This window comes from Enterobacter ludwigii (assembly GCA_023023105.1).
In the GTDB taxonomy this organism is placed as follows: domain Bacteria; phylum Pseudomonadota; class Gammaproteobacteria; order Enterobacterales; family Enterobacteriaceae; genus Enterobacter; species Enterobacter adelaidei.
Genome location: CP083824.1, coordinates 3,585,935 through 3,605,821, shown reverse-complemented (window position 1 = coordinate 3,605,821; position 19,887 = coordinate 3,585,935). Strand labels below are relative to the sequence as shown.

Annotated in this window: 10 protein-coding genes and 1 pseudogene; 3 read left to right on the top strand and 8 right to left on the bottom strand. The window is 52.4% G+C overall.

The window, feature by feature from the left end; translation table 11 throughout:
* Positions 1-37 precede the first annotated feature (37 nt).
* Positions 38-10,159: an Ig-like domain-containing protein gene (locus LCD46_17370; protein ID UOY69814.1), complete on the bottom strand. Its 10,122-nt coding sequence runs from the start codon at positions 10,157-10,159 to the stop codon at positions 38-40.
* A 757-nt stretch (positions 10,160-10,916) separates the two neighbouring features.
* Here LCD46_17370 and LCD46_17365 point away from each other — a divergent pair.
* The 3 genes from LCD46_17365 to LCD46_17355 are packed head-to-tail and all read left to right on the top strand — an operon-like array spanning position 10,917 to position 12,770.
* Positions 10,917-11,444, top strand: a complete 528-nt coding sequence (locus LCD46_17365) for a tetratricopeptide repeat protein (GenBank protein ID UOY69813.1) — start codon at positions 10,917-10,919, stop codon at positions 11,442-11,444.
* 7 nt (positions 11,445-11,451) lie between these two features.
* The gene (locus LCD46_17360) at positions 11,452-11,982 is read left to right on the top strand and encodes a sigma-70 family RNA polymerase sigma factor (protein ID UOY69812.1); all 531 of its coding nucleotides are present in this window, start codon (positions 11,452-11,454) and stop codon (positions 11,980-11,982) included.
* Positions 11,979-12,770 carry a hypothetical protein gene (locus LCD46_17355; GenBank protein UOY69811.1) on the top strand — a complete coding sequence of 264 codons (792 nt, stop codon included), beginning with the start codon at positions 11,979-11,981 and terminating at the stop codon, positions 12,768-12,770. Before LCD46_17360 ends, LCD46_17355 begins: the two co-directional genes overlap by 4 nt.
* Here the strand turns inward: LCD46_17355 and LCD46_17350 are convergent.
* From LCD46_17350 to LCD46_17320, 7 genes and pseudogenes are all read right to left on the bottom strand, one after another.
* Positions 12,762-13,319, bottom strand: coding sequence for a YceI family protein (locus LCD46_17350; protein UOY69810.1), 558 nt, complete (start codon positions 13,317-13,319; stop codon positions 12,762-12,764). The genes LCD46_17355 and LCD46_17350 overlap by 9 nt on opposite strands.
* Before the next feature lie 60 nt (positions 13,320-13,379).
* Positions 13,380-13,730 (bottom strand): cupin, encoded by a 351-nt coding sequence (locus tag LCD46_17345; GenBank protein ID UOY69809.1) that lies wholly within the window; start codon positions 13,728-13,730, stop codon positions 13,380-13,382.
* 87 nt (positions 13,731-13,817) lie between these two features.
* Entirely contained in the window at positions 13,818-14,174 is a 357-nt protein-coding gene (locus LCD46_17340) for a hypothetical protein (protein UOY69808.1), read from the bottom strand.
* 315 nt (positions 14,175-14,489) lie between these two features.
* The gene (locus LCD46_17335) at positions 14,490-14,948 is read right to left on the bottom strand and encodes a hypothetical protein (protein ID UOY69807.1); all 459 of its coding nucleotides are present in this window, start codon (positions 14,946-14,948) and stop codon (positions 14,490-14,492) included.
* A gap of 345 nt (positions 14,949-15,293) precedes the next feature.
* Entirely contained in the window at positions 15,294-15,557 is a 264-nt protein-coding gene (locus LCD46_17330) for a hypothetical protein (protein ID UOY69806.1), read from the bottom strand.
* Positions 15,558-15,997: 440 nt separating this feature from the next.
* On the bottom strand, positions 15,998-18,151 hold the full coding sequence (locus LCD46_17325; protein UOY69805.1) for an AAA family ATPase: 2,154 nt from the start codon (positions 18,149-18,151) through the stop codon (positions 15,998-16,000).
* 459 nt (positions 18,152-18,610) lie between these two features.
* Positions 18,611-19,835 (bottom strand): annotated as a pseudogene (locus LCD46_17320) (integrase arm-type DNA-binding domain-containing protein).
* Positions 19,836-19,887: the final 52 nt, after the last annotated feature.

The window sequence follows — 19,887 nt, the reverse complement described above, 5'->3', positions numbered from 1 at the left end:
GGGCGCTGTGCGCCCGGGTCATCTCTTGCAGGTGCTATCAGGTAATGATGTGTTGCTGGTTCACAAGCTCGTCGTAGGTGGTCTGAACGCCATCAAGCGTAATGAGCGTGGTATTAGTGTAGGTGCTCCCTGTACCATCACGGTCGATGGAGATCACGGTATTGCCATTACTATTAGTGACATGGAGATAATTTCCGAGCGTTGAGGCGCTACCGTTCCAGCCCACCAGCAGATCGCCGATGTCGATTTTGTCCCCCTGCGCCAGCGAGAAGCCGGTCCAGTGGTCGCCCACGGTGCTGCTGACGTTCCCACCTGTGGCATTCCCCACCGTATTGTTCAGCACCTGGTAAATCAGCGTGTCGCCGTAGGCGGTACCGGTGATGACGTCGTTATGTTCAGAGCTGATGAACTGCGGTGCCATGTTGATGGTCAGCGTGGCACTGTCCGTTTTCCCGGTCGCATCGGTCAGGGTGTAGTTGAAGGTCTCCTTCGAGGTAATGGATGAGAGCGACACCCCGCTGTTGAGGGTATAGGTGTAATGGCCGTCAGCGCCAATCGCCAGGATGCCGTAATGCCCGGTGATATTTACCGTGGCGCTGCCGGTATACGGATCCAGCGTGGTGGTCACGCCGTTATAACCGGTCACGCTGAGACGGGTATCCACCGAGTGCAGCTGGTCCATCACGCCGCCGGAATCGGTGCCGTCAAAGATATTGCCGTTGACGGTGTGGGTGCCTGTCGCGTCGAACTGTGACAGAGAGTAGCTGGTGCCGGTGACGCTTGGGGTGATAGTGATGGTTCCTATTCCTAGTGCACCCACGCTACCGGTATAACTCAGGGTGTAAGTGCCTGCGTTCAGGTCAAGACCTGTTAAAGGGACATCCGCATTACCGCCCAGCAATATTCCGCCGTTAAATGAACCGGTACGGATCGTTGTTCCGTCCAGAGACAACGTCCAGTTAACCGTCAATCCTCCCAGCGACAGGAGCGAGGCCACGTTGAAATGCAGAACGGCATTGTGCAGGGCGGTGTTCGGATCCACCACAAAGGTGCCGCTGCCACTTCCCGATGAGGGCAGCGCAAGCGTGGTCCAGCTTGCGCTTCCTACGGTCGTATCTGAATAGGCGGTTGTGTGGTGCACTGACGTCACATCCATCGTAGCGCTGACATCGTTGACCGCATCCATCGCCTGAGCGGTTGGGGTGATGTTAAGCGATGCCGTATCCTTCGAGCCGTCAGGCGCGGTCACGGTGTAGACGAAGGTATCAGGCGTGCTGATATGGTCTGCCCCCACGCCGGCTCTCAGGGTATAGGTGTACTGGCCGGACGAATTAATAGTCAGCGTGCCGTATTCACCCTGAATGGTGGTCAGGCCGCTGCTGTTGACCGCCACGCCGTTCACTTCCGTGACCACCGTGCCTGCCGGCACAGGGTCATTCGCCAGCACGTCGCCCGTGGTCGTTTCACTGATACTTGCCACGCTGTAAACGTGATCCTGCAGGACGCTCAGCGTGTAGCCTGTCAGGACGGCGATCCCGGATGCGGTATTCAGTAGGAACAGATACTCCCCGGCGGGCAGGTTCAGCGTCAATTGCTGCGAGGTACCGCCCAACAGCGGGGCGCGCAGCCAGCCTGGCTCAACGCGGACCTGCTCGAAGGTCTGGGTCGCGTTGTTGAACTTATAGACATACAGATCGAACACCGATGCCAGGGCTACGCCACCCACGGAGGCCTGAATGGTCATGGTGCGGGTGGTGCCTTCCTCCACGTTATAGATGATGGGGTTGGTCATATCGTCCAGCAGGTTAAGCCCCAGCGTACTGCCGAGATTCACCCCCACCACCGTAAAACCACCCTGCGACGAAGCACCGTTATTGATTTCACTTACGGTAGTGTCAAAGGTCAGCGAGGCAGTGTCGTCCACCGCCACAATACCGTTGACGACGGTACCGGCACCCAGGGACAGCACCAGGTTCGCCGACGCGCTGGCACCGTTATGGGTGATGGTGTAGGTGAAACTCTCCGTCCGGCCAATGACCGCCGCGCTGGTATCGGTCAGATTGTAGGTGTAACTGCCGTCGCGGTTAACGGTCAGCGTACCGTATTTGCCCTGGATCACGGTGCCGTCGGCGTTAATGCTGGTGGTGACGCCCAGCGCGTTGGTGACTGCGGAGACCGTGGTCCCGGCCGGGGCGTTGTCGCTGCCAGCGGTTGGGTCTGTATCGAGGATCACGTTCCCGTTCAGGCTGGTCTCACCCGTGACCGTACCCGGGCCGGTCTCTTTCACCGCGACATCCAGACTGGTGTAAGAGCCGGTTGCCAGCAGGTTGGTGTTATAGCTGAGGACACGATAGTTGCCGTCAGCCAGCCCGCTCAGGTTCAGTGATACGCCGGTGGCCCCGAGGGTCAACAGATCGGCAAACTGCGGTTGTCCGGTGTCGACGACGGTTGTCCAGGTGCTGCCGTTCCAGTGTTGCACCACCAGCTCAAGAGTGTTGAGCAGAGAGAGTACCGCGCCCGTAGCGTTGGCATTCACCACGATATCTGCGCTGCCGCCGCTGACTACGGTGAAGTTCACCTGGGCGGTGTCATTCCCCAGCAGCGTCAGGACGTTGCCCACGGCGCCAACCAGCAGGAAGCCGTAATCGCTGTACTGAGTATTGGTGACGGTTGCCGTGGTACTGAGGTTCAGCTCTTCGACGTTATTGCTGGCGGAGAGCGGCAGCACCGGCGCAAGAGCCGAACCAGACAGCGAGGTGTTGCCTGCCGCGTCGGCGGCGGTGATCTGCAGCGTCTGGCCTTCGATCTGTTTGTTAATGAAGGTATAGCTGTACGTGCCGTTGCTGCCCGCAATGGTGGTCACCGTCGAACCATCCGCAAGGCGGATACTGACGGTGCTGCCGGCTTCGGCATTCCCGGCCAGGACGCTACCGTCGGCGTTGAAGGTCCCGGTCGGCGCCGTGGGGGCGGTCGTATCGACGATTATCGTCGTCACGGCTGACGCCACGCTGGTGTTGCCCGCCGCATCGGTAGCCGTGGCGGTGAAGTTATGCGTACCCTCCGTCAGCGTGGTGGTGGTTTGCGGCAGGGTCCAGTTGCCGCTGCCATCGGCGGTCACCGTGCCCACCAGCGTGATGCCATCGTAGATCCGGACCGTGGCATTCGCTTCGGCAGTCCCGGTCAGCGTTGGACGCGTGTCGTTGGTCGGATTCGTACCGGTCACCGGACCGGTAACGCTGCCGACATCATCAATCACTGAACTGATGACCGGCGCACCTGGCGCAGCGGTATCGACGTTAATCACATACCCGGCGGTTGGCGCGCTGGCGTTGCCCACCGCATCCGTGGCGGTAAAGGTCAGCGTGTGTGCACCGTTGCTCAGCGCCGGAGATGGCGTATAGCTCCACGCCCCGCCGGTCGCCGTCACGCTGCCGATCTGTACGCCGTTATCAAAGATTTTCACCGTCGATCCGGCTTCCGCCGTGCCGGTGATAGTTGGCTGGGCATCGTTGGTGAACCCGCCGTTGGCAACCGGCGTCGCCGCATTGCCCACGTCATCCAGGATACTGGTCAGCACTGGCAGAGCAGGCGGCGTGGTGTCAATTGTCAGGCTGAAGCTTGTTGAGGACACGCTGGTGTTGCCAGCCGCATCCGTGGCCTGGGCGGTGAAGCTGTGCGGACCGGTTGTCAACGTGGTGGTGAGCAGGATGCTCCAGCTGCCGCTGGCATCCGCGGTGCCTGTTCCGACCAGCGTCGTGCCTTCGTAGATTTTCACGGTGGCAAACGGTTCGCTGGTTCCGACAAGCCGCGGTACGGTATCGTCGGTGGTTTGTCCGGACGTGAGCGGGCCGGTGACAGTGCCCACGTCGTCTATCGCCTGGCTGATAATCGGCGCGTTTGGCGCGAGGGTATCAACAATCAACGTAAAGCCAGGTGAAGGCAGGCTGATGTTGCCCGCCGCATCGGTGACGGTGGCGGTCCAGGTATGGCTTCCGTTGACCAGTGGCGTTGACGGCGTAAAGCTCCACGCGCCGCTTCCGTCCGCCTGCGCGGTGCCAACCGGCTGCCCGTTTTCATAAACGGTCACCGTGGCGTTGGCGGTCGCAGTGCCGTTCAGCGTCGGCGTGGTGTCGTCGGTGCTCTGCCCGGAAGAGAGCGGAGTTTGTATGCTGCCCACGTTGTCTGCCGCGGTCGAAATGACCGGCGCAGACGGCGCGACCGTATCCACGGTCAGGTTAAACGGTGCCGTCGTGCTGCCAGTGTTGCCTGCCGTGTCGGTCGCGTTGAAGGTGATAGCATGTGGCCCATCGCTCAAATCGGTACCCGGGGTAAAGGTCCAGTTGCCCTGAGCATTCACCACTGCGGTGCCAACTTCGTTGCCGTCGACAATGATATGAACCGTGGCACCCACTTCGCCCGTGCCGTTGATGGTCGGGCGTGCGTCGTTGGTGCTGCTGCCCGTCGAGAGCGTACCGGTGACCGGACCGACATCGTCGATGACGCTGGTAAGCACTGGCGCAGCGGGTCCTGTGGTATCCACAGTAAAGGTGAAGACCGAGGAGTTAGCCGAGGCGTTGCCTGCCACATCCGTTGCATAAGCGCGAAGGGCGTAGCTGCCATCGACTAGCGGCGTACTCGGGGTAAAGGACCAGTTCCCGTTTCCATCAACGGTAGCCAGGCCAATCGGCGTACCGTTATTCATGATGTGGATGGTGCTGCCCGTCTGTCCGGTACCGCTAATCGTCGGCGTGTTGTCGTTGGTGATCTGCCCACTGGTAAGGTCGCCCGTGACGCCGCCCGGGACGTTGTCATTCACCGTATCCAGCGTGGGAACCGTCGGTGCTGTCAGGTCAACCACCACGCTCCAGGTGTTTGATACCTGGCTGACGTTGCCCAGCGGATCGGTCGCCCGAACGGTAAAGCTGTGCGAGCCTTCGCCGAGCGCGGTGTCAGGAGTGAAGGTCCAGGCGCCAGCGCTATCAGCCGTAACCACGGCAATCTGCGTGCCACCGTCGAAAATCGTCACCACGCTGTTTGCTTCTGCGGTTCCTGAAAGGGTTGGCGTGGCGTCGTTAGTGGGGTCGCCGCTGATCACGGTAGTGGTATTGCCAACGTTGTCCGTAACATTAGTGATGACCGGCGTGGTGGAAACCGTATCCACCACAACGGTGAAGCCCGCCGAAGGCGCGCTCTGATTCCCGGCCGGATCGGTCTCGCGGATGGTCAGGACGTTATTCCCCTCCGCCAGGGGCGACGTTGTATAGCTCCAGGTTCCTGTATTGCCAACCACTACGCTGCCCAGCAGCGTTCCGTTGCTGTAGATGGAGATGGTGTCGCCCACAGCACCCGTACCGGTCAGCGTCGGCTGATTGTCGTTGGTGGTCTGACCGTTGGTCAGCGGTCCGGTACCAGGGCCCACGTCGTCAATCACCGCGCCGATGGTTGGCGTGCCCGGTGCTGTCAGGTCGACGGTGACGCCAGCGGCCGGAGAACGACCGCTTGTCAGGCCATTGAGGGTCGCGGTTACCTCAAAGGTGTGCAGACCCTCGCCAAGCGCGGCTGGCGTATAGCTCCAGTTTCCGCTGCCGTCGGCGGTTACCGTCGACACGGGCGTTACGCCGCCGTCCAGGTAGATGGTGATCAGGCTTCCCGCCTCGGCCGTGCCGGTAAGCGTTGGCGTGGTGTCGTTGGTAGTTTTGCCTTTCACATCGCCGGTGACCGGATCCGCGTCATCGACAATCGCCGTGATGACGGGCACGTCAGGAAGATTCGGAAGCGTACCGCTGACGTTGTAAGTCGCATCAGGGCTGGTACGTCCGGACGCATCGGTTGCGGTCACGGTCAGGGTCGCGCCATCCTGCGGGGCCGGGCTGACCGCGATGGAGAAGTTGCCCCCGGTCGCAATCCCGGTACCAATGACGTTTCCGCCGCTATCCTTAACGGTAATGAGTGCTCCAGCCTCGGCGGTTCCGGTCAGCGGTGTACCTTCTGGAGCAAGGCTAAGACCGCCCGGGGCGGTTGGATCCTGGGTATCCACCGTCACGCTGAGCGGGGCTGAAGTTCCAGAAGCGTTACCCGCAGCATCGGTAGCGGAGACAGTGAAGGTATGCGGGCCGTCGGGCAGCGTGCTCCCGGCGGTCCAGCTCCAGCTGCCATCCGGTTGTATGATTACTGGCACCCCTGACGGAGTACCGTCGACGGAGACAATAACGGTGGTTCCCGGTTCGCTGGTCCCGGTGAGGGTAGGTATTCCGTCTCGGGTGTAGAGCACATTATTGGTGAGCTGGCTGTCTGAGACGGCAGTAATCTGCGGGATCCCAGGCGCAACGGTATCCACGGTGACGTTAAAGACCGGGCTCACAACGCTAACGTTACCTGCCGCGTCAACGCCTGCAACGGTGATATGCAACGGGCCGTCGGTTTGTGCTGGCAGGGTAAAGGACCATTCGCCGGTACCACTCGCCGTCACGCGTCCAAGCTCGACGCCGTTGTTGTAGACGATCACCGTCCCGCCGATTTCGCCAGTACCGCCGACCGTCGGCGTCGAATCTCCGGTATAGCCACCATCCGGCGCGCCGCCCACGGCACCAATCACCGGCGTAGCCGGCGCCACGGTATCCACCGTGATCGTTATCCCCGGCGAGGAGCCAGAGACGTTGCCCGCTTCGTCGGTGGCGGTTGCGGTGTATTCGTGGTTCCCCTCAGCGATATTACTGCCGGGGCGCCAGCTCCAGTTGCCGTTGCTGTCTATCGTGGCGGTGCCGACGACCGACGCCGCGGCGCCATTTACGCTGTCATAAATGGTGATAACGTCGTTCGCCGTTCCGGTACCGCTCAGAACCGGACGGGGATCGTTGGTCGTTCCGCCATCGGCAACAGGTCCGGTTATCTGGGTGACGCTGTCGGTGACGATCGGTGGCGCAGGCGTAGCCGGCGGGTCGGTATCAATGGTGATGGTGACCGGCTGGGACGGCGCGCTTTCATTACCTGTACCGTCCATGTTGGTGACGGTCAGCGTAATGTCATAGGTTCCATTGGGCAGCGGGGTTGGCGGCGTCCAGCTCCAGTTACCGTTGCCGTCTACCACGGTATCACCAATTTTGTCGCCGCCATTGTAGATGGTCACGGTATCGCCCGCCGTGCCGGTACCGCTCAGGGTTGGCGTGGTATCGCGAGTGATTTCGCCCGGGTTCAGCGGCGTTTGTACTGCGCCGCCGTCAGGGTTGACGGTGATGGCCGGGGTATCCGGCGTGGCAGGTGCCACGGTATCTACCGTCAGTACAAACGGGCTGGAGACGGTGGTATTACCTGCGGCATCCGTGGCGTGAACGGTCAGCGAATGTGGACCATCGGTGAGTGGGGTAATAGGTGTAAAACTCCAGCCGCCATTGCCGTCGAGGATGGCGGTGCCGAGCAGGGTTGTGCCGTCATAGACGGCGATCGTTGCTCCAGAAGGGGCGCTACCCTGCAGCAGCGGCTGGGTGTCATCCGTGGTATCCCCGTTGCTGAGTGGGCCTTTAATACTGCCGACGTCATCGGTCACGCTGGCGATGGTCGCTGCCAGAGGAGGAGTGGTGTCGACAGTAAAGGTGAAGCCGTCTGAGGCGAGACTGGTGTTACCCGCCGCGTCGGTTGCGACGACGGTAAAGGTATGCGCGCCGTTACCGAGCGGTGTGGTTGGGGTAAAGGTCCACGCACCGTTGCTGTCCGCCACTACCGTGTCAACATCTGCACCATCCAGACGGATGGTGACCGTCGAGCCCGGTTCTGCGGTGCCGTTGAGCGTCGGCGTGGTGTCGTTGGTGCTGTCGTTGGGGTTGAGCGCACCGAGATGCTCGGGCACATCATCTATCACCTGGGTAATCACCGGAGCCGCAGGCGCGACGCTGTCAATCGTCAGAGTCCAGGTGCTGGAGACGCCGCTTGAGTTACCTGCCGCGTCGGTCGCGACGGCGGTCAGGGCGTGCTGACCCTCGCTAATAGGGCTTGAAGGGGTAAAGATCCACGCACCGCCACCATCGGCGACGGTCGTACCCACATCGACCCCGTCCACCCTGATAGTTACCGTCGCATTGGGTTCAGCGGTGCCGCTGAGCGTTGGGGTTGCGTCATTGGTGGTGGCATTTTGGCCGAGCGAGCCAACAATTCCCCCGGGCACATCGTCCACGATCTGGGAAATCACCGGGGCTGCAGGTGCCGTCCCATCGACGTTAATTGTCCAGGAGGCAGATATTCCGCTCTGGTTACCGGCGGAATCCGTCGCCTTTGCCGTGAGCACGTAAGTGCCATCGGCCAGCGGTGAGGGCGGCGTAAAGCTCCACAGGCCGGATTGTGGAACAATCACCGTGCCGAGGACATCGCTGCCGTTAGAAATCGTAATGGTCGAGCCCGACTCGCCCGTACCGTTAATGGTTGGGGCCCGGTCGTTGGTCAGTCCATTCGGGCCCACGGGGCCGGTGGTGGCCTGTACGTCATCAATCACCGATACGATGATCGGGATCTGCGGCGGGGTAATGTCCGGTGCCGCCGCGGAAGTGGTTGGACTGGTGTTGCCTGCCGTGTCGGTGGCGTCAGCGGTCAGGATTTCGCCGTTGAGCTTCGGTGGGTTCAGCGTCACGCTAAAGTTACCCTGACTATCGGCAACAACGGGTGTGCCAACGAGTGCGCCGCCTTCACGGATGGTCACCGTGCTGCCCGGCTCTGCGGTACCGCTGATGGTGCCGCCATCATTTGATACCACGAGATTTCCAGGAGCAGACGGCGGGGTGGTATCTACGGTGAAGGTAACAGGCGCGGATGCCGTGCTCTGGTTTCCGGCGGCATCGGTTTCAGTGACGGTGATGGAGTGCGTTCCTTCCGGGAGTGGTCCATTGGGTGTGATGCTCCAGGTACCGTTGGGGAGCACCGTCGTGGTGCCAATGACCACGCCGTTATCGTAAATGGTGATGGTTCCACCGGGCTCCCCTGTTCCTGCCAGGAGCGGCTGCGTCGCATCGGTCAGCGTGCCCGAAGTGATAGCTCCTCTGACAGACCCCGTGTCGTCGGTCAGCAGAATCGCGGTCGGTGTAGTCGGAGGCGTCAGATCGACTGTGAGGGTGAAAACCGGTGAGGCGGGTCCGGTATTGCCCGCGACGTCGGTTGCACGGACGGTAATCTGGTGGGTGCTTTCGCTCAGGTCGACTGACGGGGTGAATGTCCATGTACCGTTGCTGGCGACGACCGCCGTGCCAATGGCGATACCGCCGTCATAAATCGTCACGGTGGAGCCGGGTTCGGCGGTGCCGGTGAGCTGCGGCCGCTGATCGTTAGTGCTGCCGCCGTTGGTTACCGCCCCCGTCTGAGGAGCGATATCGTCGATCACGCTGCCGATCGTTGGCGCATCAGGTGCGGTGAGATCCGGTGCGGTCACATTTGTGCCCTGACTGGTATTCCCGGCGCTGTCCGTTGCGGTGGCTGTTACCTGTTCCCCGTTGGTCAGCGGTGTTCCGAGGGTGACGGTAAACGAGCCGTCACTGCCGGTTTTACCTGTGCCAACCACATTGCCATTAGTATCTTTCAGGGTGATTGTACTGCCGGGTTCTGCGGTACCGGTGACGGTTTTACCGTCTGATGAGAACTGGAGACTGGAAGGCGCATTCGGCGGCGTCGTATCCGGGTCGGCTGGATCGGTCGGGTCCGTCGGGTCAGTGGGCGTGGTGGGGTCAGTACTGCTGTTATGATCACTGCCGCCACCTCCACCACCGCTGCCGCTTGCCGCCGCTGCGATGCCGCCTGCTGCGACAATGCCGCCCAGTGCCCATGGCCAGATGGCGGCACCACCGGCATCACTCCCTGATGCGGCAAGCAACACGTCCGTGGAGGCTATGGATTCATACGAGGCGGCCCCGGTAGGGTCTTCAATCCACCATAGTGCGCCATTGCTGTCCTGCAGAACCAGCTGGCTTGCTCCCTGCGCGTCAGTGACGTAGAAATTTTTAAGGGTGATCACCTCGCCGGAATGCAGCGTCACCAGCAGATCGTTTCCACTGCGCGCGAAGTGGGAGACATCGGCCCGCTCTACATGAAGTTCAACAATAGAGGAATGGCTCAGCGTAACCTGTGTGCCTTCCGTGGTCGTCTCCACGCCAGTAAGTTTCGATATAACAGAGATTTGGCTCATTTAGTTATTACTCCAGCAGGTGTGTCATGAACGGCGAGTAAGACGAGCCATCTCTGCAGAAGGTAAAGGGCGCCCCCGGCGCAGTCGCTGTTATACGCAGCACTGACCGTTGTTTTTAGCGCGCACGATGCCCGCCAGTATTCAGAGTGGCAACATCAGAGCGAATCTAATGACTTATAAAACAGAACCGTTTTTATGGGTGTTTAGTGTCTTGTATAACCCTGTAATTAATAGAGGAATTATTTTTGAGATATAAAAATGATATAGACAGAAAACATGGGTTGTGCAACTTTGGCTTTTGTAAATAAAGGTCGAAACAATAACGTGGCATTTATGTATTGGGGTTGCCAATGATTTAATTTATGTAAATATTTGTTTTTGATGGTTATTTTTTTTGCTGTGCAATGTTATTTTTAATGAGGTTTATACAGTGCGATAATTGGTAGGGAATGTTTTTAATATAATGAAAAACGTGGTTGTTTAAGTGTGCTTAATATTCATTTAAGTTAGGGTAACATTTTTGATGTAAGATATATTATGTCGCTTGAAGGATAAAATATATTTTTGTGCGGAGTTAAAATTCTGCTATCACCCGCAAACAATAACATTAAGTTAAGGGTGAAATAAGCTTATTCATTGTCATGAGTCCGACGACATCAGCATGATTTTGGACAGCAAAAAACTCGCGGGGAGAATGAATAAAAATCGTGAGTCGGGCGTTTACTGACGTCACCCCCTTCTTACCCTGGAGCTTTATATGAACACGACCTCTCTTCGTTTGATCCCGGTACTGATTTTTACCCTGCTGTCCCCACTGGCGCTGGCAATGGGCAATAATAGTACCGAGAGCAAAACGCCTGACTGCCCATCAGGGCAGGTGTATGACAGTGCAACCCAGAAATGTGTACCCGACAAGAGCAGCAGCCTGAGCGATCAGGACAAAACCAACTATGCGTACCATCTTGCTAAGAAAGGGGAGTATCAGGCGGCGCTGAATCTCCTTGATTCGCTGAAAAATGGCAATACGGCTGAAGCGTGGAACTATCGCGGTTATGCCACACGCAAACTGGGACGTACAGATGAGGGTATTGGTTATTACCAGCGTGCGCTGGCGATCGCCCCGGATTATGCCAAAGCCCGTGAATACCTGGGTGAGGCATGGATGGTCAAGGGACGGCCTGACCTCGCGAAAGAACAGTTGAAGGTAATAGCAGGCATATGTGGCCAGTCCTGCGAGGAGTACCGCGATCTGCAGTCAGCCATCAACGGACAGCCGGAATCCTGAGTTTCTCGTGGAGGGAAAACCCATCGCTACCAGTGAGGTTCGTCAACAGTTAGCGGCACACCTGGCGCGTCTCTGGCGCTATGGGCTGGTGTTGTCGCGCAACAGGGATATCGCCGAAGAGCTGGTTCAGTCCACCTGCGTGCGTGCGCTCGAAAAGAGTAGCCAGTATACGCCTGGCACGCGCATCGACAGGTGGCTGTTTGCGATATTGCACTCCATCTGGATCTCCGAGCTTCGGGCACGACACGTCCGCCAGGGGCAGGGATTTGTCGCCAGCGATGAACTTCTGGCACAGGACACCCGTGAGCAGGATGAAACGCGCCTGCATTATCTGAAGGTGATGCAGCGCGTCAATGCGTTACCTGAAGCCCAGCGCAACACGGTTTTTTTGGTTTATGTCGAAGGTTTTACCTATCAGGAGGCAGCGGATACCCTGGCGGTGCCGATTGGTACTGTAATGAGCCGACTGGCAACGGCGCGGGCAACGCTTGCGAAGTCTGCCGAGGCAATGCCTCCGGTAAAGGAGAAGCGCTCTTGAATTCGCACCGTTTTACACCGCCTTATAACGACGATGCTATCGTGGCATGGATAGATGGCGAGATGTGCCGTGCAGACGCACAACACTTTGAAGAACAGCTGAGAAGTGATGAACACCTCTCCGGGCGAACCGCTGAGCTAATGAAAAGCAATCAGGACTACTCCGGGGCTTTTGCTTCCCTGCTGGATGACGCACCCCTTGAGAAGATGCAGGCGCGTCTGGCGGCACTTCCCGAACCACATTCTTCCACGCCGGTGGGCGTAAGCAGACGCGCACTGATTGCTGCGTCGGTCAGTTTTTTGATGGTCGGTTCCGGGCTGGGGTATTTGTTGCGGCCAGCCTCCGCCCCTGATGATGAAAACGCCCATATTCGTGACCTCGAAGCGCAATACATGTCTTTGTATAGCGTTGAAACACTGCTGGATATGGACAGCGCACCGCCTGTTCTGCAACGCGGCCTGGAACGGGCCGCACAGGATATCGGCATGAAATTGCAGATGTCGCAGCTTATTCTGCAGGGTGCAGAACTCAAAATGGTGCGCATGCTGCGCTATGAAACCACCTCTATCGCGCAGATTGCCTGGATCAACGCCGACTACGGCCCAATGGCGCTCTGTATCTCTCCTGTTGATGAGAAGACGACGGCTTCTCTTCAACAGGAGCAGCGGCACAGTATGAACCTGGTGTGGTGGCAGGATGCGGGCTATCAGTTTGTCCTGATAGGCCGAAACCCGTCGTCTCAGTTGCAGAGCAACGCAGAACAGCTGCAACGCCTGATCTCAGGATGAGGGGATAGTGTTTGTCTGAATCGCAATAGCGATGGCAATACGATCGTCAACGACCAGAGCAAATTTATCCATCCCGTAGGACGCGCGCGAAATCGCTGTGGTGGCATTCAGCGTGAGGGCTTGCGCATGCGGGTCTTCCACAACGGCTTCCAGAATCACCGGGCGGGCAATATTTCGCACGGTCAGGGTGCCGAACACTCTGAATCGTCCGGCACCCTGGGCGACCACGCGAGAGCTGACAAACTCAATCGTCGGATAGCGCTCAGATTCAAAAAACATATCGCTTTTTAGCTGCCAGGTGAGCAGGCTGTTTGAGGCCACCAGGGTTGCCACGGGAATAGTGACGTGAATATAGTCATCGACATCGTTATTCGGGTTAAGCGTCACGGCACCCGTCACGCCACTGAATGTCGCCCAGGAGAGGATACCGCCGAAAGCATGCCAGGATAGCCGAATGGCGGTGTTATTGGTGTCGATGATATAGCTCTGCGGGACGGCTAACGCCCACGGGCAGACTAAAACAAGCAATATAAGCAGGCGTCGTAGCATCTCAGGATCTCTTTTGGGGAACTGGGAGTAAACGCGACACTCCAGGGATCTATTCGGTTTTTATGCGTCGGGATTTTTAATGATATCAACCGAGATTTCGACGGCGGTAACCTGGCCACGGTTTTCCAGCCAGTGAACCGTATTGTGATCCTCCGGCCAGCCGACACCGGGACCGTAATCGGTGGCGATCCCATTACGATGGTCGGTGATCGTCCCCTCCAGGATAAACACGGTACCGGGGCGATCGATATGATCATGCACCGGACCAAAGACCGCGCCGGGAGCGAGTGTCACCCTGCGCATGCGAAGTTGTCGCCCGTCCATGCCAGCGATCTCCGGGCCCAGATCGACGATGGAGAGTAGTTCAACGGTGACGCCCTGGGTTTCTGGTGCGATTTCTTTGTGGCTCATGATGATGCCCCCCTGTGACAAGTTTAGTCTTCAGGAAGCAAAGTAGGTGGGAATAAAAAAGGCCGCGTTTGCGGCCTTTCGAAGGGGTTATTCAGTGACTTTCTTTTCCAGCTCGCTGGCACCTTCTTTGGTTTTGTTCCAGCCCTTCTCAGCACCTTCTTTGGTGGCATCCCACCCTTTCTCGGTGCCTTCTTTAGTTTTATGCCAGGCTTTCTGGGAATCTTCGCTGACCTTGCTGCCAAAGCTCTCGCTTTTACCTTCCGCAGCATGCTTTTGTTTCAGCTTCAGCTCTTCACCTTTGTTCTGCTCTTCGTGCAGTTTTTGCTTCGCCTCGTTGGCGTTTGCGTTCGCCGCAGCGACGGTATCGTCAGTTGCATGTGTGGTCGCAGCAAATACTGGGGACGCCAGCAGAACGGCAGATAATGCGATAATTGTTTTTTTCATAATATCCTCATTTAACGTTATCGGTTATGAGCGTGATTCAGCATGGCACAGACGAAGCGGGGTGGCTTTAGGAAAAAACTGTAATGAGATCAACGTGCCCTGACGTGGGGTATTTCGCCTGAGGATTATCCAAAGGATAAAACGCCTATTTCCGCGAGGGCGGCGAGGGTCAGGAGAATGAATATTATGACGGTTATGGGTCTGTACATATCGGGGTTCCTTCCGGGTTGGAGTGGCTAATCCGTAGCGCTGGGTTTGCTTTTTAATTTTTCATAGGGGAAGGGCGGTGTCGTTGATGTTTGTCAATATGAGGGGCTAATTGGCCGGCGAGGTGGATAGCGTCATGTATTTTTTCAGCCCGATGTCTCGTTTCACGTATTTCGGCACTGAATCAAAAGGCGATCTCAAACGAGGCTCGTCAGAGGTTTTTATCATCCACAGACGACCACTGCTGAACCTGAAATGGATGCTATCCGCTGTAAGTAATAAATCTTCAAAAATGCCCCTCGAATACGCATTACCTAAACGAATAATCTCCTTAACGCCATCGCGAATATCGATAAGGGCGATGGTCAGAGATTCCTCGAAAATGACATCATCTGTCAGAAAAAGGATATAGCGCTGGTTATTCACCTGAACTGCTGCTTCCAGTACGTGCCCGGGAACGAGAATACCTGTGCTTTTGCCATTGAGCACAACATCACACTGAGCCTGGGTTAACTCGGCGGCTTCGCGGGTTAATATCAGAGAGATTGAATAAACCTGTTGCTTCATTAATTCCGAGTATGTTTCGTTACCTGGACTGGAAGTGTTTTGTGGTCTGTTTGTTTGGCAAGGAGAAAATATTAGCTTTTGATGGTTATCTGGCAAACAAATTTGCCTGGATGTAGAGTTTCCTGAATTAATCAACGGGGAGCAGGTCATGTTGATATGTAAGGTTTTTTTTGTTATTGATTTTTAAGTTGATTGTTGGGGGCGGGAGTTTACGTGTTGGTCGAGGCTCTGGTGGGAGCTATAGGTTTTTCACTTATAACAGGTCTAACTGCTCTTTCAAACAGGCCGCTCTGTGCTAAAGGTGGACGTTATGAAAAGAGTAATGAGTAATTTTGAGAAAGGGTATTAGTACTCAAATGAAGCTCCAGTCATAGCTTTTAAGAACTTACAAAGGTCATCTCCTGCATCCTCAATCGTATAAAAACTAGCAGAGTCTACACATCCGGATTCACGTTCATTAAGACGCGCAATAAATAGCGGTGTTGGATCTTGTCCTGTTAGGCTTCTGAACCTGACAGCATCAACACGCCACCGATACATTTCTCCATATCGCTGTACTCCCCTGATGCCTGTACTGGTGTTTTTCGTGGCTTTAATAGAAATTGGCATAACGGATTCCCTATGACCTGTCATGGTTGCATGGTTGTCGTAGAATTTTACAGCAAACTACTAAAGCAGGGATACTTACACTATTGGTAGGATACTTGATCACGCAGAAACAGCCAACGCAGCCACGAATAACTTTAGACTCAAAGGCCGTAGCAGTTTCAGTAGCAGAGCAGCTAAGATCGAAGAAGTAAGGGAGAGATTAGGTATCATAAAACCCCTTATTCAGCACAAAAATAAAGAGAAGGTGATTAAAGAAGCTTTAAAGAAAAAAACTGATTGCTTAGTTGAATATGAGAATAAGTTTAAAATGAGATTAAAAGAAATTTTAAAGAAAGCAATAAAAAATAAGTGTTATTTAAAAAGAAAAATATGCATTCAAAAAACATTAATTTAACTATATATGAAGCTGTAGGCACTATTGGAGTGCCTACAGTTAAAAATTATATTTCTTTTAATCTTTTTAGTATCTGTTCCCGTTCTTTGATTAAGGCTTTATCTGTTATATCTATAGCAGGTTGAAAAATATTCATATCCATTTCAAAATGATTAAACTCATTCAAAAGAGTTTTTTTAGACATGAAAAATACGCGATGTTGAATTTTTTCAGGCTCACTACCGTTAAATGAATTAAATATTATACTGGATAACATGTCATGTTTACTTGTATTGATGTTATATTTATCAACTAAATGATGTTCAACGCTGAGTCGTAAATAAAGATATGTTAGAGTATGCCTTAATGTTTTAGATAATAATGGGTAGACTCCATTTTTTAGTGGATTAAAGTTTTTATAATCCCACGAAATCACGTCTTTTGCTGATAATTCATGATCTCTGGTTAATACGTTTTTAGAAAATAATTTTTCATAAATATCTTTTACATTCACTTTTTCGTCGCAATACCCATGCATTAACTGCGTTAATTTGTTCTTTTCTTCGGGTAATCCTATTATTTGGCAAAGTCCACGCATGAATGGGACTAGAGAGATTAGAAATTGTTTTTCATCTTCAATTTCAGTTTTTATATCTTCTCGTAAAACCCTCAAAAACTCATGGATATAAAGTAGAATAGACATTTCATTTTGATTGATAGGTATAAATCCGTTTCGTTCACCAGCAACATTATTAAAGTAATAAAGGTTTAAACATTGTTTTTCTTGGTGTTCGAGCAGTTTAATTAAATCTGTATTGTGTGTAAGAATCAATGTTTTCTTAGATGATAAGAAACTTAATATTGCATATGCTAATTTATTTTTGTAAATTGAATCGAAGCTAGAAATAGGGTCGTCAAGAACTATTAATTTACACGTAGAATTTTTTGCTTTTAACAGTTCAAAGGCTAGTGAAAGAAAATTTTGTTCTCCATTACTTAATTCTAGGTCTTTACGGTTTTTGTTTAAAAAATCTCTTCCCCCCAAAGTGAGTCTAATATTATTGTCTGCATCTCGAACTAATGAAATTTCTCGTTCAAGAGATTCATTTAAAAACTGCTCAATAAACAAAATGTCTTCACTGCCAAATGTTGGTTTGTTTTTTAGTAACTCTTTGTAGGCTGAGAAATCCTCCTTTAGTCCTTTGTTGGTTGAAATATTGAGAAAATCATATTTAAGTAGTTGCCAGTATATTTCTCTATATTTATTGAAATCTGTTATTAATTCCAATATGAACGTCTTGTCGGATTTTTTTATCGCATTTCTTACTTTATCTTTGATAATGAATGGATCGGTTTGTGATAGGCTTTTTACAATCTTTTCTGCAATTTCTTTTTCATGGTCATCCATTCCGTTTGATGTCTTTTCATATTGCTCATTTTTTTCAGCCAATTTATCATTGACATTAATTGGATGATCGCAAACTAAACATTCATCTATGTAATTAAACTTTTTCAATATCGATAATGCTTCACCTTGTTCTTCAAGTTTAACTATGCAATTTTCTTTTCCATTAAATTTAAAGTTATAACTTGATAATGCTCTTATAATAGAATCATCTCTGGCAAAATCGTCAATGAAAAACTTTAACTTACCTTTATCATACTCTGGTTTGTCATTTAAATCGAATTCGTGGATTGTTTTGATAAAATCCTCACGATCAATTTTTTTGCCCCTTGAGCGACTGTTCGCAATATCTGATATATATCCAAGTATCTTTTTGTCTTGAATAAGGCTATCAAAATTAGTCTTAATCTTTGATATTTGATAATCTTTTTTTAATATTTCAACAAGATCTTTCTCGAATATGCTAATGAAGCTATTATTGATTTTTTCTTTAAGCTCATATTCTTTTTTTATGTCCTCGCCAAGAATAAAGTCCTGCGTCTCACCTTGAATAATATTTCTGTCATTTTGATCAGAAATGATATGAGTTATAGCATCATTTTTCTCTGTGAATTGCACACCATCTATATTCACTGAGTATTCGGCATCTTGCTCTCTATTCAATACCTTTGATAAACTTGTCTTACCAGTTCCATTGGGTCCATAAAGTACGCAGGTTTTCCTTTTCCCAAAATCCAATTCATTATTTTGAGTCAGATTTAAGTATTCGTCAGTAAATATTTTCCCTTTCTTAACTTTTGATATGGTAATCTTCATAATAATTTCCTAATCAACTATTATTCTTCAAGTTTATTGAAGTGCCTACAAACACAAATACATTGAAATTTCTAACAGAGATTGAATGTAAAATGATAGAGCTAAGTCATACTTTTTGCTATCTACCAGATTTTGTATAGTTTGAGCGCCGAAGAAAACAGCTTTTATAAGAAATTGGGTTGCCATTGAGGGCACATGACCAAGAAGCTTTACCCTGACAAATACAATTAATGCAGTATAAGGAGAGTTGGCGAAGGCAATGAGGTCATTGAACTGACAATATATCCTTCACAATTAGATTAATAATATAATATATCACAAATCGTTACTGTTATAGTATTTTATATCAGGCTGTAATTTTATATGGTATTATGAAGTGAACTTAGTATTCATACTATAAATTAGATGCGTAATGCATACTAATCCATAATTTGAATCAGAGTTTTTTAGTTAATCCTTCTACGCAGTAATGGCCCTAAGTTTTTGCACCTGAACGTAATCTCCCCACCACTGCATCAGCTCTGTTCTTTCAGCAAGATACTCAGCACGATTGTAAGCGGCTATGATTTCATTGTTCTTAGTGTGAGCTAAGGCCGATTCAAGCACCTGGGTTTTGAATTTACCACTTTCTTCAGTAGCCGGTCTTGCTATAGAACGCATTCCGGGCGACTAATTCGCCACCGAAACCAATGCGGATAATCGCTGCGTTAGCTATTTGCTCATGCATGTGGTTAAGGGGAGCTTTGATACTTGGGAAAACCCACTCTCTATGACCACTGATAGGTCTGACTAACTCAAGGATATGCATAGCCTCTTTGCTCAGTGGAATCTTGTGAGGGTGCTTCATTTTCATAAACTCTCCGGGGATATTCCAGAACCGATTTTCTTCGCCTATATCACTCCAACGAGCACGGACAGCTTCTCGAACCCACGTAATGAGCCGCCATTCAATTAGAAGACGTTTTTCGAGCCGTATGGAAGCGTTAGATATGGCTAGCATGAACCGGGGAAGTTCATTCGGTGGGAAAGCAGGCATGTTTTGCATCTTGGGCTTACTGAATCGCTGACCGAGGTTATCAGCAGGATTAAACTCAATAAGTTCTTCTGTCGCAGCCCAACGGAAAATTTCATTTAGACGTGAAATGATGCGGCGCAGGGTTTCCAATACGCCTCGTTGTTCTATGGGGTCAAGGTGTTGTTTTAAGAGCTTGGGACGGATCTCTTTGATAGGAATGTTGCCTATACCGGGGAAGACATTTCGTTCAAGGCTCCGCCAGATGTCTTCTGCGTGGTCTGGAGAGATACCAGAGGTCTTAACCTTCTCATCTAACCATTTTTCCTAGCAACCGCCTGCAGCGTGTGCTCAGCAGCATCCTTAAGGGCGTTGGCTTTATCGTTGTTGTGAATCTGCGGATCGATATTATTTGCAAGCAAACGACAAGTATTCATCACGTAAAGCCCGAGCATTGGCAAGTGCGAGATGAGGGTAGGTTCCTAAGCTCATCTTTGTTCGCTTCTTACTTACTGGCACTGCATACCTGAAATACCAATTTTTCTTACCGCCCTTTGATAGGGGAGCGATTCGTAGCATCAGGCCATCACCGTCAAAAAGGTTGATTTCCTTTTCTGCTGGCTTGGCATTTTTGATTTCAGTGTCAGTAAGTTTCTTAGCGATCTTTGCCATTTTAGGACCCTCGATTTTGGCACCCTTTTAATTGGGTCCCAAAAAGGGCGCC